A 17,649-nucleotide genomic window follows, 5' to 3' on the forward strand; every position below is an offset into this window, starting at 1 on the left:
ATGGCGACGCTGGCCCTCGGACCGTTCACCTTCGCCGGCGACCGCCTCGCGCTGTTCCTTGCCCTTGTCTTCCTGCTGGTCGCGGGCATGATCCTGTCGCTGCGCGTCGACGACCGCCTCGGCACGTGGGCGATGAGCATCGTCTCGATCGGCATCGTTGCGGCACGGCTCGGGCATATGGCGGCCCGTCCGATCGGCTTCGTCGACGACCCGGTCGCGGTCCTGCGCATAGCCGATGGCGGGCTGATGCTGTCCGTCGGGCTCGCGGCCGTCGCGGCCTACACGGCTTACGCCATGCGGGGCCGGCGGATGCGGCTCTGGTCGTTCGGCACCCTGTCGGCCGTTGTCCTCGTCTGGACGGTGAGCTGGCAGCTCGCGACGGCGACCGAGGCCATCGCGGCCCCGCGCACCGCATACCCGATCCTGAAGGGCGAGGCGGTACGGCTCGACGACTTCCGCGGCAAGCCGACGGTAGTCAACCTGTGGGCTACCTGGTGCCCGCCCTGCCCTCGCGAGATGCCGATGCTGGCGAAGGCCGCCGGCGAGCGGTCCGACGTCAACTTCGTCTTCGCCAACCAGGGCGAGGGACCGGACGCGATCATCCGCTACCTCGCGCAGTCCGGCCTCGACCTGCCCGCACTCCTTCTCGACCAAGGCTTCGAGATTTCCCGGCACTACTCGGTGCAGGGTTACCCCGCGACGCTCTTCCTCGACGCCGAGGGCACCGTGCGGACCATGCACTTCGGCGAGATCGACCGCCCCACCCTCGACGCCAAGATCCACGACGCCGGCTCGTAACGTCCGTTCCTTCCGACCTTCCCCCTGTACGGAGTATCGCATGAATCTCGCCTCTTCCCTCAGGGCGCTTGCCCTTGTCGCCGCCGGGCTCTCGGCGGCTGCCTGCACGACGGCGGGCGGCCCCAAGCCGGTCGCCTACGCGCCCGAACCGGCGGTCGACGCGGATGCGGCCCGCATGTACGGCGCGCTCGAGGACGGGGGCTGGACCATCCCCGCCGCCGACCTCAAGAAGATGGCCCCCCGCAATGTGCGCCAGGTCGTGGACTTCCGCACCGACGAGCCCGTCGGGACCGTCGTCGTCGATCCGCGTGCGCGGTTCCTCTACCTCGTGATGCCGGGCGGCAGGGCGATGCGCTACGGCGTCGGGGTGGGCAAGGCCGGTCTCGAGTTCACCGGCGAGGGGATCATTCAGAGAAAGGCGGCGTGGCCGCACTGGACCCCGACGCCGGACATGATCCGCCGCGAGCCCGAGAAGTACGGGGGTGAGCTGCGCAACGGCATGGACGGAGGCATCCAGAATCCGCTCGGCGCACGTGCCCTCTACCTGTTCAAGGACGGGCAGGACACGCTGTTCCGCATCCACGGGACCAACCAAGCGTGGTCGATCGGCAAGGCGGTCTCGTCCGGCTGCATCCGGATGCTGAACCAGGACGTCATCGACCTCAACAACCGCGTGCCGCCGAAGACTCGCGTGGTGGTCCTAGGCGCGCCCGCCACCGGAGCCACTTCATGAACCCGAACCGCCGCGACCTCGCTCGCCTTGGCCTTGGCCTCGGCCTGGCCCTCGCGCTCCCCCGCTGGGCGATCGCCGCGCCCGACCCGATGTCCAAGGAGGCCGTCCTCTTCGATCCCGATGCGCCCGCCCTCGGAAACCCGAAGGGCGACGTCACGATCGTCGAGTTCTTCGACTACCAGTGCCCCTACTGCAAGAAGGCGCATCCCGACGTCGCGCGCCTCGTCCGGGAGGACGGACGGATCCGGCACGTGATGAAGGACTGGCCGATCTTCGGGCCGCCGTCGCTCTACGCCTCGCGCCTGGTGCTGGGGGCGGGCAAGGACTCCACGAAGGCGCGGGACGCGCTGATGGCGACGCCCGGACGCCTGACGGCGGAGCAGATCGACGCCACGCTCCGGAAGGCGGGCCTCGACCCGCAGGCCATGAACGCCGCCTACGGGAAGGACAGGGCCCGCGTCGACGCCCTGATCGAGCGCAACGGCGTGCAGGCCGAGAACTTCAACCTCATGGGCACGCCCGCCTACATCGTCGGCACCACGCTCTTCCCTGGCGTGATGGATGTCGCCGACATGAAGCGGGCGGTCGCCGGGGCACGGCGCCGGTGACGGGCCGCAACGGGACGGGCGCGGCGCAGGCGACTCTCGACCGCCGGACGCTCATCGCGGGGGCCGCGGTCCTGCTCGGCGTCGCCGCGGGGGCATCCCCGTCGGCCGGGGCGACGCGGATGCCGACGCCCGCGGAGGTGTTCGACGACCCCGACATTCCGGTCCTCGGCAACCCCGATGGCGACGTCACTATCGTCGAGTACTTCGACTACCAATGCCCGTTCTGCAAGAAGGCGCATCCGGTCCTGCATGAGGCGGTCCGGACGGACAGGTCCGCCTCGTCCTCAAGGATTGGCCGATCTTCGGCGACGTTTCGGTGGAGGCGTCGCGCCTCGTTCTCGGCGCCGCCGGAACACCGGACTACGCCAGGGGACTCGAGGCCCTGATGGCGACGCCGGCGCGGCTCCAGCTCGTCGAGGTCGACGCCGCCCTGCGGGACGTCGGACTCGATTCGGAAGCCATGGCTGCGACCTACCGGCGGCGATCGACATTCGTGGACGGCATCCTTGCCCGCAACGCGGCGCAGGCGGACGGTTTCGGACTCTCGGGACCCCGGCCTTCGTGATCGGCACGCGCGTCTACGGCGGCGCGCTCGACGCCGCCGGGTTCGCCCAGCCCATCTCCGAGGCCCGCGGGGCCGAAACAGGGAAGAAGCGAACGATGAGCAGACGGGCCTTCCTCGGCCGCACCATGGGCGCCGCCGCCTCGCTCGCATGCGTCCCGCCGGCCTTCGGCGCCTGGGAGGACGGGTTCGACACGGACAACGCGACGCTCTCGACGCGCTTCACCGACGACCCGATACTCAGCCAACGCACCCTGGCTGCCACACACGAGGCCGCCGCTCTCTACGAGGCGATGGCAACCAGCGGCGGCTGGCCCGCCGTGCCGTGGTCGGCCAGGCTCAGCCTCGGCACGCGGCACCCCCAGGTCGCCGACCTCCGCCGGCGTCTTGCCGCCACCGGCGACCTGTCCCAGCAGATGGCGGACGGCGACGTGTTCGACAGCTACGTCGACGCGGCGGTGCGCCGGGCGCAGGCCCGACACGGGCTCGGGGTCGACGGGGTAGCCGGGCCCACGACGCAGGAGGCGCTGAACGTGTCCGCCGGTGTGCGAGCCGGCCAGCTCAGAGCGAACGTTCCCCGAATCGGTGACGCGCTCGTGAGCGACGCGCGGCAGGTCACGGTCAACGTGCCCTCCGCCGGGATCGAGCTCGTCGAGGACGGCCGCGTCGCCTTCCGGCACACCGCCGTGGTCGGCAAGGCGGACCGCTCCACGCCGCTGCTGTCCAGCGCCATCCACGAGGTCAACTTCAACCCGACCTGGACCGTGCCGCGCAGCATCGTGCGCAAGGACCTCCTTCCGATCATCCGCAAGGACCCGAACTACCTGCGTGAGATGGGGATGCGGATCTTCGACGGGTCGTGGAACGAGATCGATCCCGCGACGCTCGACTTCACCGGATCGGAGGCGGAGGCCTACTTCTTTCGGCAAGATCCCGGCTCGCGCAACGCCTTGGGGCGCGTGCGCATCAACTTCGCCAACGACCATCAGGTCTACCTCCACGACACCCCCCAGCCGGGGCTGTTCGGCGACGCAAGCCGCTTCCACTCCTCGGGGTGCGTCCGGATCCAGAACATTCCCGCCTTCGTCGCATGGCTCCTGCGCGAGACGCCCGGCTGGGACGAGCGCGCCGTGGCGTCCGCAATCTCGTCCGGCGACCGGCGCAACGTCTCGCTGTCCCGACCCGTGCCCGTCCACTTCGTCTACGTCACCGCCTGGGCGGGGGGCACCGACCTCACCGCCAACTTCCGCCAGGACATCTACGGTCTCCTGCCGACCCGCACCGCGGCGGACGGCTAGGCGGGATCCGCCGGCGCGACCGACGCGTTCCCTTAACCACGATCACCCAAGCCGAAAGGACCTCCCCTCCCGATGCGCAGCCGCTCCCTTCTCGCCGCAGGCCTTCTCGCCTGCATCCTCTCGCCCGCCGTTTCGCTCGCGGCCGATCTCCGGGTCTACGGTCCGGGCGGCCCGGCGCCGGCCATGAAGGAGGCGGCCGCGGCGTTCGGCAAGGCCAGAGGCATCGAGGTCGAGGTCACCGCGGGTCCGACGCCGCGCTGGATCGAGAAGGCCCTGATGGACGCCGACCTCGTCTACAGCGGCTCCGAGACGATGATGACGGACTTCGTCGCCGCGATGGACGGCAAGCTCCGCTCGGAGGATGTCCGCCCGCTCTACCTCCGCCCGTCCGCCATCCTCGTGCGGCCCGGCAACCCGAAGGGCATCCGAGGGCTGAAGGACCTGTTCGAGCCGGGGCATCGCGTCCTCGTCGTCAACGGTGCGGGCCAGAACGGCCTGTGGGAGGACATGGCCGGGCGCCTCGGCGACATCGCCTCCGTCCGCGCTCTGCGCGGCAACATCGTTGGCTTCGCGCCGAACAGCGCGGAGGCCAAGAAGGCCTGGACCGGGGACGCGTCCCTCGACGCCTGGATTATCTGGAACATTTGGGAGCGCGAGAGCCCGGACCTTGCCGACGTCGTCGAGGTCGAGCCGGAGTACCGTATCTACCGCGACACGGGGATCGCCCCGACGCAGAAGGGGAAGACCCAGCCGGCGGCCCGCGAGTTCATGACGTTCCTCGAGAGCGACGAGGGAGCCGCCATCTTTGAACGTTGGGGGTGGACCATGGCAAAACGGTAAATGCACGCGTCTGAAGTTGGCCGCTGACGCGGGTATCGTTGTCATCCCTTCAGATGCTATTTCCCCTTGCCAATGCTCAACAACGTCGGCTTCAAATCATCTGGAACAGCATCGATTCTCGAGAGTGACCGGGAAGCTGACTGTTTCCAATGCGCCTTATGGTGCCGATCGTTGATGGGAAGGAGGACGCCTGGGAGTGGTCCATCCGCTAACGACCCACCCCAGTCGCCCGAACTGCCGTCGAGGCTTCCCTGAAGCGGTCGTTCGCCGCAGCCCTGTCGACTTCGGATCGGGGCGACAAGCGACCTCTCTCCCGGCGTCGTCACAGATCTTGGACAGAGGATGGCGGCTGCATGAACTCGATCGTCGCGCCGTCAGGGCCAACAGCATAGATCACGCGCGTTCCCGCCCGCGCACCGCTTGCGATCGGCTGCGGAATGCCCTGCGGTTTCCAGCCGTAGGCGGCGATCCGCACCAGGAGCGCGTCGATGTCATCGACGACAAGGGCCAGATGAGCAAAGCCCGGTTGAACGGCTTGGCCGGCACGGTTGGCCGATCCAGCCCCCGATATTCCAGAAGTTCGATCGTCTGATCCGCCAGCGAGACGATCGCCATGCGAACCTGTGCCCCATGCGCGCCTGTCACCTGACCAAGGAACTCGCCACCCATCTCGCCAGTTAGTACAAGCTTTGCGCCGAGCCCATCGACCCAGAACCGAAGAGCCTCGTCGAGGAAGGCGACCGCGAAGCCGACATGATCGGCGCGACGCACGTGGATGCTCGTGTGTTCGTTCATGCAAAACTTCCTGCCGACAAAGGGGTCAATCGTCTGCAACGGGTCGTCGCCGGTCTCCCGGCTATGTCCGCTTGGATGCATTTGACATTTAGAAGCGGACCGGCAGGAAACCTGAAGAGTTTCGGGCGCCGCGAGGCGTACGAAAGTCGCGGAAGAACGAACCCGCGGGATGCCGTTCGGTGCGCTATGGGATTTTGGGCTGCCAGGCGTGCCGGGGCGTGGAGCTGCAATCCGGGAGCGGGGCGACTTGCGGGTCGAGGTTGACCCGTGGGGCGGCCGCCGGCACCGACGACCGGGCCTTTGATCCTGCGACCACGGGCCGGCGGCAGCTCGTGCCGACACGATGGCCGTACGCGAACCTCCCCGGGAGCGTGCTGCTCTCGGCGGATGCGGATGTCATGCCATTCGGGGTCATGGCGATCGCTCCCGGTTCGATGGCGGGCGTGGCGGCGGTCCTCGCGGCTGATGCCATCGCAGGAAGAGGCCGACGACGCGCATCGCTCCGCCGCAGCACGGGCAAGGCGGGCGGATGTCGGGCGGCTCGGGCTTGTCCGCTGCCGTGGTGGCGGGTTGAGGCGCGGGCGGCGTGCCGAGCATCAAGCGGATGCGCTCAAGCCCGGCTTTCCGATCCGGCCCGGTGAGGAACCCGTAGTGTCGGATGCGATGGAAGCCGCGCGGCAGGACGTGGAGGAGGAAACGGCGAATGAACTCGTCCGCCTCCAGCGTCAGGGTGCGGTAGCGGGCGGCGCCGTCCTGGCGGTAGTCCTTGACGCGGAAGGTGACGGTGCGGCCGTCGAAGGCGGTGATGCGCCGCGACGAGATGGCGACGCGGTGGGTGTAGCGCGACAGGTAGGCCAGAACGGCCTCCGGCCCCGTGAAGGGCGGCTTGGCGTAGACGACCCAGCGCTTGCGGCGCGCCGGGGCGAGATGGCGGGTGAAGGCGCGTGGATCGGCGAGGTGGGCGAGCGCGCCGTGGAAGGCGAGCTTGGCCGTCTTGTGGAGGGCGACGAGCCCTTCGAGGAAGAGGCGGCGGAACAGGGCGCCGAGCACGCGCACGGGCAGGAGGAAGGCGGGACGTGAGGCGATCCAGCGCGCCCCGTCCGGCGACAGGCCGCCGCCGGGCACGATCATGTGGATGTGGGGATGGTGGGTCATCGCCGAGCCCCAGGTGTGGAGCACGGCGGTCAGGCCGATCCGGGCACCCAGATGCTTCGGATCGGCGGCGATCGTCGTCATGGTTCGCGACGCTGCCTGGAACAGGAGGTCGTAGACGGCCCGCTTGTTCTGGAACGCGACGCTACCGATCTCGGCGGGCAGCGTGAAGACGACGTGGAAATATCCGACCGGCAGGAGGTCGGCCTGTCGCTCGGCCAGCCAGTCGCGGGCCGCCGCGCCCTGGCATCGCGGACAGTGCCGGTTGCGGCAGGAGTTGTAGGCGACGCGCAGATGGCCGCAGTCGTCGCATCCCTCGACATGACCGCCAAGCGCTGCGGTGCGGCAGGCCTCGATCGCCGACATGACCTTCAGCTCCGCCAGGCTTATGTGCCCGGCGCGAGTCGCCCGGAACGCAGGTCCGGCGATGCGCAGGATGTCGGCGACCTCGATGGAGGCGCCCATCGGCTCAGCCGGGCGAAGCCTCCTTGCGGGGAACCAGGGCGAGCCGGTCGAGCGGGCTGACCACGGCCCGCACCGTGCGCACGGCGACCTTGGCATAGAGCGCGGTGGTGTCGAGCTTGGCGTGGCCGAGCAGGACCTGGATGACGCGGATGTCGACGCCGTCCTCGAGAAGGTGCGTCGCGAAGGAATGGCGCAGCGTATGTGGCCCGACCCGCTTGGGGATGGCGGCCGCCCGCGCCGCCTCAACGACGATGCGGTGAAGTTGCCGTGTGGAGATCGGTCGATCCCAGCTCTGCCCGGGGAACAGCCAACCCTCACGGTGCAGGACGCCCTGCCGGTGGCCCTCAACCCACCATTCGCGCAGGAGGGCGAGGAGGTCGGCGGAGAGCATGGCGTTGCGGTCGCGCCCGCCCTTGCCTCGCTCGACGCGCAGGAGCATCCGCGTGGAGTCGACGTCGCCGACCTTCAGGCTCGCCACCTCGGCGACGCGCAGCCCCGCCCCGTAGGCGACCGAGAGCGCCGCCAGGTGCTTCAGGCAGACGGTGGCGCCGAGCAGGCGGCGCACCTCGTCGGGGCTGAGAACATCGGGTAGGCTGCGGGGATAGCGCAGCCGCACCAGCCTGCGGGCGAGGTCGGGCCGATCGATCGTCTGGACGAAGAAGAAGCGCAACGCCGAGACGACCGCATTCATCGTCGGCACGCAGAGACCGGCCTCTTGGAGTGCGATCTGGAAGCGACGCAGGTCCTCCCCGCTGGCCGTGTCGGGCGAACGTCCCAAGAAGGAGGCAAGGCGTCCGACGTCGCGCAGATAGTTGCGCTGCGTCTCGGCCGAGAAGCGGCGCATCGTCATGTCGGCGATCAGGCGCTGGCGCAGCGGGCTGACCGCCGCTGCGGGGATAAGGGAGGTCGTCATCGGGAGGCTCCGTCCGGGTGAAGGAACCAGCATCGTCCGCCCGCACCGGGCGACGCTCAATCAGCGCAGCGCGCTCGTATCATTCCCCCAACGACGAAGCCGCCGCCCTTCCCGCGGAAGCGGGTTCGTTCAACCACCCTTCTGCGAACCGCTTGGATCAAAGGAGGTCCTCCTCTTCCTCTGCGGGCGTCCAATCGATGCGGGGCGGCGCCTTGATCGCGCCGCGGGCGAATCCGCTCGACGACATCGAGCGGAGCCATTCGTTTTCGCGCTCGAGATCCCGGACGCGACACTCGAGCTTGACGACGTACCGGTCGAGCTTTGTCAGCGTCCGTCTCATGCGGACCCCTCCGGCCAGCGCATCTGGTCCGCGTCCTCCGCCGCGAACCGCTCGCGGACCTGCGCTTCGAGCCGTGCGCGCTCGACGGCATCCATCTTCGGCGGCCGGACGGGCTTGGGACCGCGGGCGACGTCGGACTTGGCGGCGATCATCGGGCTCTCCGGCGACGCGATGCCGTCAGCGTGCGCGAGGTGGACGGCGTAAGCGTCCGCCCTCATGGCCAAGGCGTTCTCGAGCTTGTCGCCGTTCCAGCGGAACTCGGGCGTGCGGCCCTTCCGGCGGATCCAGTCGCCGAGCTCGGCGACGTCGCCCTGGACGACGCGGCGGCGCCAGACCGTGGGTTCGGCGGCGAGGAGGATGGTCAGGACGCGGGCGAGATCGGTGCGGGTCATGCGCGTGCGCTCCCGATCCGTGCGGCCATTTCTTCCGGGAGCTGGCCGCGATGAAGCCTGGCCAGCTTCAGAGCGAACGCATCGTCGAGCGGCTGACGGCGGCGGACTGCCAGCTTCGACAGCCGGTGTCCGATCTTGGTGTGCGCGTGACCGAATCCGCGGCCGTTCAGGTACGTGGCGTGGTCCATGTCCGCGGCGGCGAGCAGCTTCATCGCTTCGTACGCGGCGTCGATCTCCTCGACGGCGGCGCCGACGAGATGCGCCATCGTGCCGGCGTTCTCCTCGTCGATCTTGCGCTGCCTCTCCGAGGCGGCGGCGGCCTTCTCGGCGGCCTTGGCGGCGGCGCGCTCGGCCCAGATGCGATCGATCCGCTCCCGCTCGGCGCGGTCGTACTCGCCCCAGGCCTCCACCTCCGCGAGGCACTCGGCCTCCGTTCGCCCGACGACGGTCGTCGCCCCGGCGAATGCCTCGCGGTAGTCCGGGTCCACGCCCGGGAATCGCGTCTGGAACTCGTCCCAGGCCTCGACCGTGAACTCCGGCGCGAACGGAACGGGGTGCATGCTGCCTTCGTAGAGCGAGCGGACGCTCGCGCACATGTCTGCGACGGCGTTCTCGGACCCGTACCAGCGGCGGCTCGGAAGGTCGTAGCGGAAGGCGGCGCGACGGGGGTCGTCCGTCGCTTCGTCGGCGGAATAGAACTGGACGAAGAACGAGAATTTCGGGCGGCTCGGGTCGAGGCGGATGACGAGAGGGCTGTGCGCGATGCGCTTGTCGCCGGGGTAGAGCATGGTGGGATCTCCTACGGGAAGGCGGGAGGAGCCTGAGCCCCTCCCGGGGCATCAGGACCTGACGAGCTCGTCGTGCAGGTCGCAGCCCTGCTCGTCGTCCGTGTAGTCGATGACCATCAGGCGGAATGACCCAGCGCCGTACTTGCCGGACTTCACGTCCGTCTCGGCCGCGTAGAAGGTCTCCTGCGCGAGGACCTTCAGCGCCTCGGGGTCGGCGACCTCGATGTCGCCCTGAGCGACGATGCCGTCGCCGTTCGGGACCGGGGCGTCCTCGTCCTCGGGGCGGATGGTGACAATGATGTGCCGGATCGTCTTGAACTCGACGGCTTCGATGACGTCGCGCCAGTCCTTGGTCTCCTCGCCGACGACGTCGCAGAGGTCGGCGTAGCTCTTGAAGCCAGCGCCGCGGGCGTAGGCCTCGACGGCGGCATCGGCGTCGGCGCCCTCGTAGGTGCCGAAGTAGTCGCCGCGGACGTTGATCTCGAATTTCTTCATCGTCGTCTTCCTTCACGTTGGCGGGCCGCGCCCGATGAACGTGAAGGTAGCCATGGGATGACCGATTGTCAATCCTATGGCTACTGTTGGTTAACGATTTCGGGTAGCCTTGAGAAACTCCTCGATCTCGTCGAGCCGCCGGGCAAGCGCCGCTACGTCTTCAGCCGACCGGGCGGCAGGCTGGGCTGGGGACGCGCCGGCGGGCCAATCGGCGGGACGGTAGCCGTCGAGGTACGCCTGCAGGAGCCTAGCCGTGTAAGGCATGATCTTGCGGTGATGCGGCTTGTCGACGTCGGCCTTGAGGCGCTTCATGTTCTGGGCGCTTTCGAAGCCCAGCATCTCCGCCATCTGCGCGTCGTCGAGGCCGAGCTCTTCCTGAATCCGGCGGAAATCCTGCGGGGTCATCGTCGGCTGCGGCATTGTCCGTCTCCAAATCCTTCCGGATCGGAGTCCGGCACCAAGGAAATGCCCTCGGGCCTGCCGAGAGTCAATCCCATGGCTACCGGATGGAACTGGAACTTAAGTATCCTTGGGATGGATACTGGAACGTAGTCACCGCCGCCGCCGTACGTACCCCGCCGACACCGTCGCCTCACGCTCCCGATCCATCTGCCACTGCGCCCTGATCAGTCCCGCGATCGCCGCACGCCTGGATCGCTTCCGCGACCGCCACGTCGATCTCGTCCACCGCGGACTGCCTGCGCTCGTTCATGGTCGCCTCCATCATCGCGCCACCGGAACCTCCGCCAACCGCGTCGTCCACGCAGGCGACTTCATGGCTCGCTTCGTGTCGTGCGTCCGCGCCCCGACGCCCGCCGCCCCGAGCGCCAGCGTGTCGCGCCCGAACCGCTGGTTCACCCCGTCCATCGCAGCCATCAGGTCGCCGCCCCGCGTATCGATCGGCGCGAACATGTCGGTCTGCTCCCGGCCGGCGTCGGACAGGTCTTCGAGCATGACGCCGCACTTCGTGTAGACGCCGCCCTGCTGCCACATGCTATCGACCATTCGGCTCGCCCATTTTACGATGACCCTGGAATCATTCGTCGGCGGCGACAGGCGGCAGGTCCGCTGCGCACTCGGAGCGTTCGCCTTGTGGCCGTCGCCGTGGGCGAAGCCGATCAGACGGGCCGCGACCGATCCTTCCTCGCGCAGCTTCTCGGCCGCCCTCGCCGCTCGGCGTGCCATCGCCTCGCGCAGGGAATCGATATCCGTCACCCGCTCGCCGAACATGCGCGTGACGGCGACAGCCTTGCGCTTCTCCGGCTCGACGACGAGGTCATCGCATCCGACCCCGTTCAGTTCGCGCACCAGGCGCTCGAGGACGACCGTCCCGACGTCTCGGGCTTGGTGCGGGTCCATCGCGGCGAGGTCCGCCGCCGTCCGGATGCCGAGCGGGCGCAGGCGCTCCGTCAGGGCGCGGCCGATCACCCACACCTCGTCGACCGGCCACTGCATGAACAGCCGCCGACGCAGCTCTTCGTCATGAAGATCAATGACGCCGCCGAAGATCTTCTCGCCTGCCTTGGAGAGACCGTTCGCGAATTTCGAGAGCGTCCGCGTCGGGCCGAGCCCGATGCGCGTCGGCAGGCCCGTGTACCGCTTGATGTCGTCGCGGATCCGGCGTGCGGTCGCGACGTCGCCGAGGCCGTCAGCGAGGACGGGTAGCCGGAACCAGCTCTCGTCGATCGAGTAGACCTCGATCTCCGGGCTGTGCTCGGCGAGGACGGCGTTGAAGCGGCGGTTCATGTCGGCGTAGAGCTCATAATTCGAGGACCGTAGCGCGAAGCCGTGACGCTCGATCAGGTCGCGCATCTTGAAGACGGGCGCGCCCATTTTGACCCCGAACGCCTTGGCCTCGCCGGACCTGGCGATCGCGCAGTGGTCGCCGTTCGACAGGACCAGGACCGGGACACCCTTCAGCTTGGGATCGAAGACGCGCTCGGACGAGACGTAGAAGTTCTCGACGTCGACGAGGCCCCAGCTCACGGTTTCAGATCCCGGACCGAAGCGCGGACGCAGCCCCATATTTCCACCAGCTCGTCGGCGACGCAGACCGGATAGCGCATCTGGGCGTTGCGGGCTTCGAGGTGCGGGACGCCGTGCTTCACGACGAACTGGCGGCAGACGAAGCCACCTTCGACGATCGCGATCACGATGCTGCCGTTGCGAGGGCGGCTGCCCTTGTCGATGATCACCAGGTCGCCGTCGAACAGGCCGGCCTCGATCATGGACGAGCCGGCCAGCCGGAAGACGAACGCCGACGCGCTGTCGAGGCGGAGGATCTCCACGAGGTTTAGTGCCTCATCTTCCCAATCTTGCGCCGGCGACGGAAACCCGCACGCGGCAGGCGACACGACGCGTAGCTTGAAGCCCGGCGGAAGCATCGTGATCGGTATTGGCTCAGGGGTGGAGAACTGGAGCATGCGCTGGATCCGCGGGCATTCGAATCAGAAGGGCCAGCGAAGGAACATATAGTGAACGGCTTTTGTAGGAATAGATACCTGTCGCGGTCGCGACGATGGGTGTGGAATCCGGGGACAACACAGGGGGTCTGGCGGCTATTTTTCGACCGGCTTCCAACCCGGCTCGCACCGGTACGCCTTCGCAATGGCGTACTCGACGAAGTCGAAGGCGTTCTGGTCCAGGGCTTCGGGAACGCTGCCGGCCTCTTTCATAACGATCCTCCAGGCGTCCCGCACGGGCATTTCAGACGGCGCACAGCGCAAAGCCGGGTCCAACTTCATCGACCACCCGTCAATGATAGCAACGAGATAACCCCAGCATGCATCGTTCTCGCGGGCACATTCGTCGATAAGCTCGCGTGCGGAAGTGCGCCCCTTCTGCTGCGCCGCCCACCGGTCCCTGTCCGAATTCGTCACTTCCGCATGAAGCGACGCGACATATCCAAAAACGAGAAGGCCGGTGATTATGAAACCTGATCGCATTGGTCGTCGCATCCGTAACGAGTAATCTACTGCGCAAAAGCTGTTCAACGCCTGAGGAGAGCCCTTGCCCGATCTTCCAACATACGACGTTCCACGCGTCACGTTTCGCAAGATTCTGTTCGCATATGAGCTCTACGTAACGACGCGAACCTTCTGGAAAAACGAACGCGAACGTCGGATATCACGGATCTACGGCTATGGTAGAAGGCTGAGGAAAGCTGGTCGACGAGGGGTCGAGAAACGGCTCGAGGTAATCGGATCGATTTGCAAGACTTCCGAAGATGAGAAGTCGAAGCTATTCGCGCACCGCTCGGAATTGGAGACTGCTGCGCTAGGTTTCCGTATTCCAGGTGTCGCATCAGTGCAGCTTGGCCTTATGACGCTTCTAGCTGTCCGATTGATGATCGATGATAAAGAAACCGCAGAAGCCCATCCAAATGTAGCGGCGGCGATCAAAGCCATCGAAGATCTGACTTAGCACCTCCCTATACTGCCCCAATACCGCCTCATCCCATGCGGCAGCACCGTCACTATGCTCCCGCCGTCAACGACGAGCGTCCACGACGGATATCGGATCGCCGTCGCGCCCCTCTCGATGAAGTCCCTGACCCGCTCCGGAGCGATCTCCTCCCGTGCTTCCGCCGGTGTCAAACCGAGCTCCCGGCAGCCGTGCTGGACGAGGTCGTGCTGCCCGAAATGGGCGGTGCAGCGAGAGAAATCGACGTGCCGGACGCGCTCGAGCCAGCGGAGCGAGGCATGTTCGGTGACAGGGCTGCGATCGGTCATGCCGGACCGGGCCCGCCAAGCGCCGGCGGCGGCGCCTGGATCGGAAGGACGAGCGCCGGGATCTGGATGCCGGCAGTGCGCATCAGACTCTCCAATGCCGCGATATGGCGGAGATAGGCGTCCGAGACCATGCGCAGATAATGGATTTCGTGCTCCTGATGCCGGAGTTCGCGACGCATCTCGTTGATGTTGTCATGCATGCGGGCTCCGAGCTTCTCGTCGGGGGACGTCCGGAACGTCGTGAACGCGGCCATGGTCTCGGGGCCGGCGACGCCATCCACGGCGAGGCCGAGTCGCTTCTGGAGGGCACGCACCGCGTCCCGCGTCGTCTGTCCGAAGTCACCGTCCACCTTCACCGGCTCTCCGGCGCGGACGAGCAGCGCCCGCAGCTCGCGTACACAGGCGCCCTTCGCGCCGAGGCGAAGCATACCGTCGGGGGAGCGTCCACGCGCCGTCCTTCCGGGCGTAGAGGGCACCGTCCTTCGGCGCCTGGGGCAGGTCGGACGATGCCGCCCACGCTCCCGCCTTGCGCACGTAGGATGCACCATCGGCCGGAGCCTCACGTCAACCTCGCCGCCTGAGATGGCGACGGTCTTGTCGGCGTGGACGGCGGAGGCGACGAGGGCGTCGAGGCCTCGGGCAATGGACTTGGACATGCGAAAGAATCCCCGAATCAGTATCGATCCCGGGAGCCTGCTTCAGGAGGTGCGCCCGTTTGGAGGCGCGATGCTCACTCGGTCGGCGTTACATCGCGCATCGGCGGATTGGAGCGCATGAAGGGAACGATCCCATCCCTCGCGTACTGAGCCAGCGAGTCGCGACGATGCTGCTCGAGGGTCGAAATCATCCCGCGGGACTCCTCGATCTGCTCGGGTGTCATCTCGCCGAACATGAGTTCGCGGTTGTTCGCCACGAACTGCCGCTCCACGCCTTCGAAGGAGAAGTCGTTGTGCCAGGCGCGGCTGATCGCGAAGGCGATCAAGGCGGAGCAGCCCCTGGGAAGATCCCTGCCGTTCCGCACCTGCTTGTAGAGCCAGAGGATCGTGTCGGCGATCTGGATGCCAGGGCTGTCGTCGTCGGCCTTTACCTCGAACGTGCTCCCGACGACCTTCTGGAACACCCACGTTTCCCCAGCCCAGTCCAAGGGTTCGTCGGATGCGTTCGAGAACATTTCGTGCCAGACCGCCAACGTCTTCTCGAACTGGTTCTGACGATCGTGCGTGATGCGGGCGACACGCTTCTTCCAGCGTTTCGAATAGCCATCGAGACCTTCGAGCAGGTTGCCGAAGGCGACGACGTTCGGGAAGTGTCCCTGCCGGGTCGACTTCGATGACACGTGCATCTGGATGGCCTCCGGGTGGTCGCGGGCCCATTCCAACGCCTCGGTGATGATTTCCCGCGACCGGGCATCCACGACGCGGTCGATGTGCTGGAGGAGACCAGTGCAGATCTCCGGGATCATGGCCTGGACCCTCTGCGGCCGGGGCTCGCACAGACAATCCCAGAATAGGCGCGCAGTCTCGACGTCGATCATCCGCGAGACCTTGTATGTCAGGGCCAGACGCAGGAACCGCACGTTGTAGCAATGCCACGGCACGGCGGCGTTCTCGCCGGAGTCGAACAGCGAATCGAACAGCTTCGTGGCGAGGAGGTATTGCTTCTCCACTCTAGAGAGGAAGAAGTGCGCATTCGCGTCGATCAGAAGTCGGATCAGGTCCGGCGCGATCTGCTCAATGCGACCAACACCCAACTCGTTCGCGTGGATCCCCTCCGCGCCGATCTTCGCGGCGATCGCCCGAAGCGCCTTCCCATGGACGGCGTCGAAATCACCTCGAAGGACGAGTGCGGCGGTGAAGTAGTCCGGCTGCGCCTCGTCGAAGATGTTGGCGCCCGTGTTCCCGGTCTCATCGACGTACGCGTGGATCGGACGTTTCTTCGATTCACCCATTCCCTCAATGAACCCTAACCACGGCGTTCTTCACCGTATCGAAAAACGTCGCGTAGGGCACTCGAAGGCTAGCTACGAGTTGCGAGAACGCCCTTGTCGTATCGGCTACCCGCTCCTGGTTCTTCAGACCGTCACTGAAGGCCGGGTCGAGGTAGGTATGAAGCGACGACAGCACCTGGACCGTCGGCGACCATATCCGCACGGCCTCGTCCGGCGACACCTTGTTTCCGAACGAGACGGCGAAGCGGTTCGGCACGACCGTCTCGATGATCGTCTCCAGACACTCCGCGACAGCTGCGGCCAGCAGGAACGCCGAACCACGCTTCCGATAGAATGCGAGCTTCGCCTTCTCAGCAGATGTGAGCTGCACTACGCCGGCAGACTCCTTAGTCCGAAGATCGTTCTTCTCGCTTTCGATAGCCCTCAATAGTCCGTAGGCGAACACGATATGCGTGGCGGTCAACGAGTCGTTGAAGAAGCGGCTGTAGAGACCGTCCCTGGACCAGATCGCGGATTTCTCATTGTACGCGACCGTTGGCGAACCATGGAAGGTCGCGAGCGCCTGACCGACCGAGTAGGAGGGCAACAACTTCGGGCGACGTTTGATAGCGGCCGATACGCCACCGCGCCGACCACCATCGTATTCCGCGTCGGGAATTACCTTCATCTCATCGACGAGGCGTCGTTGCGTCGGATCTGTGCTTCGGAAATCGGAAGCCGTGACGGCGTTCTGACTGTTGTTGTAGCGGACGACGTCGGCAACGAGCTCCTCGGCCTGGGTCGATATGAACCGAGCCAGCACATAGGCTGACTCCGGTGGTCGCTCGTTCGATGTTCCGATCGTTCCCGTCGTTTGCGCGCCGTTGACTATGGAGAGACCGTGGACCCTGACCCTGACCCGGTTACCTTCGATGCTTTCCTGCTCGATCTTATGCGTGAGAACGGTCAGACCGTTGTTGTAGACAAAGAAGTTGGTGGGCTTTTCCCGAAGCGACTTCTGCATCTGATAGTTGATGTTCGAGTCACCAGCCTTCACGCCGAGAAAGTCCCGGACGTTGGCGGAGAAGAGATTTGTCTTGTGCCGGGTGTAGAGGTCTTGGAGCAGACGGAGCTGCAGTGGTACGACCAGGCAATGCCAATCGCCTTCATCAAAGGCGAGTCCGGGAGCGGTCTCGAACTCGATCGGATCGTTCACCAAAATGGGCGTGTTGGTGTCGGTGTAGAGCTTCTCCAAGACAGGAGACGAAATCTCCTCCGCGTAGATGGAGACGGACCGATCCTTGAACCGGGACTTGAGGACGGAGGAAGCCGTCTCCTCGACGGCGCTCACCTCTTTCGCGACGTTGGGTGACGCGGGACAGTTGTGCACGAACCAAATATGGATCTGATCGACGTCGCCCTCGCTGATCGCTGTTCGCAGAGCAATCGCACTAGCCTTCAGACGCTCCGGTACCTTATCGATGGCGACTTCGAGAAGGTACGACAGGCCCTGACGCAGCGTCGCCGCCTTGTTATCCTGCGCCGACGCCCTGGGGGACTCGGCACGGTAGGCCTGTGCTACGATCGCGATGCTAAGGTCTCTGTCGATGTAGACAACGTCGCAGCCCTTGTCGTCCGGGCCGTCGACGACCGCGTCCGCGCCAATCGTTTCGAGATCGTCGTAGCCGAACTTCAAAGCCATTGCGAATAGCGCCAGGCCAGCGCTTCCGAAAGCGGAAAGATCTTCTCGCTGCCGATACGCCGTGTTCCACGATGAGGTCGTATCTGCGCCCGTCATGCCATCCTCGAACG

The 17,649-nt window shown here is 66.4% G+C and carries 23 protein-coding genes; 8 read left to right on the forward strand and 15 right to left on the reverse strand.

Annotation, left to right across the window (positions count from 1 at the left end):
• From AUL28_RS13770 to AUL28_RS13790, 7 genes are all read left to right on the forward strand, one after another.
• Positions 1-798, forward strand: coding sequence for a TlpA family protein disulfide reductase (locus AUL28_RS13770; RefSeq protein ID WP_062233587.1), 798 nt, complete (start codon positions 1-3; stop codon positions 796-798).
• Positions 799-838: 40 nt separating this feature from the next.
• Entirely contained in the window at positions 839-1,531 is a 693-nt protein-coding gene (locus AUL28_RS13775; protein ID WP_062233589.1) for a L,D-transpeptidase, read from the forward strand.
• Positions 1,528-2,139: a DsbA family protein gene (locus AUL28_RS13780; RefSeq protein ID WP_062233591.1), complete on the forward strand. Its 612-nt coding sequence runs from the start codon at positions 1,528-1,530 to the stop codon at positions 2,137-2,139. Before AUL28_RS13775 ends, AUL28_RS13780 begins: the two co-directional genes overlap by 4 nt.
• 119 nt (positions 2,140-2,258) lie before the next feature.
• Positions 2,259-2,525 (forward strand): thioredoxin domain-containing protein, encoded by a 267-nt coding sequence (locus tag AUL28_RS23700; protein WP_374701420.1) that lies wholly within the window; start codon positions 2,259-2,261, stop codon positions 2,523-2,525.
• A complete protein-coding gene (locus AUL28_RS23175) occupies positions 2,525-2,704 on the forward strand; it encodes a hypothetical protein (RefSeq protein WP_202814889.1) in 180 nt (59 codons plus the stop codon). Before AUL28_RS23700 ends, AUL28_RS23175 begins: the two co-directional genes overlap by 1 nt.
• A complete protein-coding gene (locus tag AUL28_RS22135) occupies positions 2,701-3,999 on the forward strand; it encodes a L,D-transpeptidase family protein (protein ID WP_244493525.1) in 1,299 nt (432 codons plus the stop codon). The genes AUL28_RS23175 and AUL28_RS22135 overlap by 4 nt, the downstream gene beginning before the upstream one ends.
• A 72-nt stretch (positions 4,000-4,071) precedes the next feature.
• Positions 4,072-4,839: a substrate-binding domain-containing protein gene (locus tag AUL28_RS13790; protein WP_062233592.1), complete on the forward strand. Its 768-nt coding sequence runs from the start codon at positions 4,072-4,074 to the stop codon at positions 4,837-4,839.
• Between the two features lie 322 nt (positions 4,840-5,161).
• Here AUL28_RS13790 and AUL28_RS13795 read toward each other — a convergent pair whose 3' ends face one another.
• The 11 genes from AUL28_RS13795 to AUL28_RS13845 form a co-directional block, all read right to left on the reverse strand.
• The gene (locus AUL28_RS13795) at positions 5,162-5,638 is read right to left on the reverse strand and encodes a VOC family protein (protein WP_244493526.1); all 477 of its coding nucleotides are present in this window, start codon (positions 5,636-5,638) and stop codon (positions 5,162-5,164) included.
• Positions 5,639-6,045: 407 nt separating this feature from the next.
• Positions 6,046-7,251 (reverse strand): IS91 family transposase, encoded by a 1,206-nt coding sequence (locus AUL28_RS13800; protein WP_062233593.1) that lies wholly within the window; start codon positions 7,249-7,251, stop codon positions 6,046-6,048.
• 4 nt (positions 7,252-7,255) lie between these two features.
• Positions 7,256-8,164: a tyrosine-type recombinase/integrase gene (locus AUL28_RS13805; protein WP_062233594.1), complete on the reverse strand. Its 909-nt coding sequence runs from the start codon at positions 8,162-8,164 to the stop codon at positions 7,256-7,258.
• 157 nt (positions 8,165-8,321) lie between these two features.
• Positions 8,322-8,504, reverse strand: a complete 183-nt coding sequence (locus AUL28_RS13810) for a hypothetical protein (RefSeq protein WP_062233595.1) — start codon at positions 8,502-8,504, stop codon at positions 8,322-8,324.
• Positions 8,501-8,896 carry a hypothetical protein gene (locus tag AUL28_RS13815; protein ID WP_062233596.1) on the reverse strand — a complete coding sequence of 132 codons (396 nt, stop codon included), beginning with the start codon at positions 8,894-8,896 and terminating at the stop codon, positions 8,501-8,503. Before AUL28_RS13815 ends, AUL28_RS13810 begins: the two co-directional genes overlap by 4 nt.
• A complete protein-coding gene (locus AUL28_RS13820; RefSeq protein WP_062233597.1) occupies positions 8,893-9,684 on the reverse strand; it encodes a hypothetical protein in 792 nt (263 codons plus the stop codon). The genes AUL28_RS13815 and AUL28_RS13820 overlap by 4 nt, the downstream gene beginning before the upstream one ends.
• Positions 9,685-9,735: 51 nt before the next feature.
• Positions 9,736-10,179 (reverse strand): hypothetical protein, encoded by a 444-nt coding sequence (locus tag AUL28_RS13825; RefSeq protein ID WP_062233598.1) that lies wholly within the window; start codon positions 10,177-10,179, stop codon positions 9,736-9,738.
• 90 nt (positions 10,180-10,269) lie between these two features.
• The gene (locus tag AUL28_RS13830; protein WP_062233600.1) at positions 10,270-10,599 is read right to left on the reverse strand and encodes a hypothetical protein; all 330 of its coding nucleotides are present in this window, start codon (positions 10,597-10,599) and stop codon (positions 10,270-10,272) included.
• Positions 10,600-10,902: 303 nt separating this feature from the next.
• Entirely contained in the window at positions 10,903-12,204 is a 1,302-nt protein-coding gene (locus tag AUL28_RS13835) for a Y-family DNA polymerase (protein ID WP_082640460.1), read from the reverse strand.
• Positions 12,162-12,602 (reverse strand): LexA family protein, encoded by a 441-nt coding sequence (locus tag AUL28_RS13840; RefSeq protein ID WP_062233602.1) that lies wholly within the window; start codon positions 12,600-12,602, stop codon positions 12,162-12,164. The genes AUL28_RS13835 and AUL28_RS13840 overlap by 43 nt, the downstream gene beginning before the upstream one ends.
• Before the next feature lie 135 nt (positions 12,603-12,737).
• Positions 12,738-13,124: a Rap1a/Tai family immunity protein gene (locus AUL28_RS13845; protein WP_062233604.1), complete on the reverse strand. Its 387-nt coding sequence runs from the start codon at positions 13,122-13,124 to the stop codon at positions 12,738-12,740.
• A 64-nt stretch (positions 13,125-13,188) separates the two neighbouring features.
• Between AUL28_RS13845 and AUL28_RS22705 the strand changes: the two genes are divergently transcribed.
• Complete coding sequence (locus AUL28_RS22705) at positions 13,189-13,602, forward strand: hypothetical protein (protein ID WP_156420009.1); 414 nt, start codon at positions 13,189-13,191, stop codon at positions 13,600-13,602.
• Here AUL28_RS22705 and AUL28_RS13850 read toward each other — a convergent pair.
• The 4 genes from AUL28_RS13850 to AUL28_RS13865 form a co-directional block, all read right to left on the reverse strand.
• On the reverse strand, positions 13,599-13,910 hold the full coding sequence (locus tag AUL28_RS13850; RefSeq protein WP_062233606.1) for a hypothetical protein: 312 nt from the start codon (positions 13,908-13,910) through the stop codon (positions 13,599-13,601). The genes AUL28_RS22705 and AUL28_RS13850 overlap by 4 nt on opposite strands.
• The gene (locus AUL28_RS22140) at positions 13,907-14,338 is read right to left on the reverse strand and encodes a peptidoglycan-binding domain-containing protein (protein ID WP_192843462.1); all 432 of its coding nucleotides are present in this window, start codon (positions 14,336-14,338) and stop codon (positions 13,907-13,909) included. The genes AUL28_RS13850 and AUL28_RS22140 overlap by 4 nt, the downstream gene beginning before the upstream one ends.
• A gap of 302 nt (positions 14,339-14,640) precedes the next feature.
• Entirely contained in the window at positions 14,641-15,858 is a 1,218-nt protein-coding gene (locus AUL28_RS13860) for a DUF3800 domain-containing protein (protein WP_062233608.1), read from the reverse strand.
• 4 nt (positions 15,859-15,862) lie between these two features.
• Positions 15,863-17,635, reverse strand: a complete 1,773-nt coding sequence (locus tag AUL28_RS13865; RefSeq protein ID WP_062233609.1) for an AIPR family protein — start codon at positions 17,633-17,635, stop codon at positions 15,863-15,865.
• Between the last annotated feature and the right edge of the window lie 14 nt (positions 17,636-17,649).

Origin of the sequence: Aureimonas sp. N4, assembly GCF_001463925.1 — a bacterium.
Lineage (GTDB): Bacteria > Pseudomonadota > Alphaproteobacteria > Rhizobiales > Rhizobiaceae > Aureimonas > Aureimonas ureilytica_A.